Origin of the sequence: Eggerthella sp. BIOML-A4 (assembly GCF_009875575.1) — a bacterium.
GTDB classification, from domain to species: Bacteria; Actinomycetota; Coriobacteriia; order Coriobacteriales; family Eggerthellaceae; genus Eggerthella; species Eggerthella lenta.
In genome coordinates this window covers 1-1,457 of record NZ_WWRX01000038.1, presented here as the reverse complement: position 1 = coordinate 1,457, position 1,457 = coordinate 1, and the positions used below count along the sequence as shown (strand labels likewise).

The 1,457-nt window shown below is 40.7% G+C and carries 4 protein-coding genes; all 4 read left to right on the top strand.

Annotated features, from left to right (window positions below):
• On the top strand, nucleotides 1-663 hold a 663-nt coding region (locus GT613_RS15235; RefSeq protein ID WP_161172731.1), incomplete at its 5' end, for a DUF1351 domain-containing protein.
• A 62-nt stretch (nucleotides 664-725) separates the two neighbouring features.
• The gene (locus tag GT613_RS15230) at nucleotides 726-872 is read left to right on the top strand and encodes a single-stranded DNA-binding protein (RefSeq protein ID WP_255459247.1); all 147 of its coding nucleotides are present in this window, start codon (nucleotides 726-728) and stop codon (nucleotides 870-872) included.
• Nucleotides 857-1,114, top strand: a complete 258-nt coding sequence (locus tag GT613_RS15225) for a hypothetical protein (RefSeq protein WP_161172730.1) — start codon at nucleotides 857-859, stop codon at nucleotides 1,112-1,114. Before GT613_RS15230 ends, GT613_RS15225 begins: the two co-directional genes overlap by 16 nt.
• A gap of 111 nt (nucleotides 1,115-1,225) precedes the next feature.
• A partial coding sequence (gene ssb, locus GT613_RS15220) for a single-stranded DNA-binding protein (protein ID WP_161172729.1) occupies nucleotides 1,226-1,457 on the top strand: 232 nt, incomplete at its 3' end.

Here is a 1,457-nt window from a genome sequence, read left to right as displayed (position 1 = left end):
GCCGAGTACATGCTTGACCCACGTATCTTTGATGAAAAAGCCCTTGAATATATCAAGGCTGGCGACTTTATGGCGGATGGTGTGACCTTGAAGAAAGTCACCATGAAATCTCTTGAGGACATGGTCACATTTGAATATCAAAAACAACAAGAGCATGAAAAAGAAAAAGCCACCATCTCCGGGCAATGTGCTGAGTACGGTATGACTGACCAACCGTACATTCGTATGTTACAGTCAATGTCTTTGGCTGATGTAATGCAACAAATCATGGCAGATTATCAGTTTGAAAAGCAGAAAGCAGAAACGCGAAGAGCTGAGGAAGAAAGAGAGCAACTTCTAGCCACTCAGCGAGCAAAAGAACAGGAACAAGCTCAAGTTTCAACAGAAAGCCGTCATTTTGACCCAGAAACAGGCGAAATCTTGGAAAATGGACAATCGCCCAAGAATGACATTGAAGCTCTCAGAGAGGCTGAAAATGGCTTAAAACAATACAAGCAAAAAATGACCTTGGAAGTGTATTTTGAAAGTGCAGATGAAAAAGAACACTTTAAGGCAACACTTGCACAAGCTGGCTTTGAATACAAGAAAAATTATCAAGTCAGCGGTTATCAAAATATTAAGCCACTTAGTCAAGAAGAGCTGGCTGAACAGTGTGGATGGTAATCATGGAAATTAGACAAGTATCAGAAAGTATTCATATACAAATGGAAAAGAGGTGAATTAGTATGATTAATTCAATTTGTTTGGTTGGAAGAATGACCAAGGACGCTGAACTTAGATACACGCCATCTAATGTAGCGGTAGCAACGTTCACACTTGCCGTCAATCGCAACCGTAAAAAGGTTAGGAATAGAATTTGGAGAAGAAGATGAACAAACCACAGATAGCGAGAGTTGATAGAGATATGTACGAATCTGGCAGACGATTACCCCACTTATGGTCCATTGGAAATGAATTGAAATTTTATCGTGTTACATGTAATTGGGGATTAAATCACCGTACGCAACATTTTTACCATGTACTGGCTTATAGCTGGGAGCAGGCAAAAGATATGGCAAGAAGTGAATACGCTAGAACTCATTATATCTCTAAAGATTGGGTAAAAATTTATTAGAAAATGGAGGAATTGAAATGATTGAATTACTAAAAGAGGTTGGAATGGCGTTCGTTTGGCTCATGCTGGGCTATCTAGTCGGTGAACGCAATGCAGGAAAGGACAAGTCAGATGATCAATAATGTTGTACTGGTTGGAAGAATGACAAAGGACGCTGAACTTAGATACACCCCCTCTAATGTGGCGGTAGCTACGTTCACTCTTGCTGTCAATCGCAACCGAAAAAACGAAAACGGAGAGCGTGAGGCTGATTTTATTAACTGTGTGATTTGGCGCCAGCAAGCTGAAAACTTAGCAAATTGGGCTAAGAAAGGGGCTCTGATTGGTGTTACAGGTCGCATTC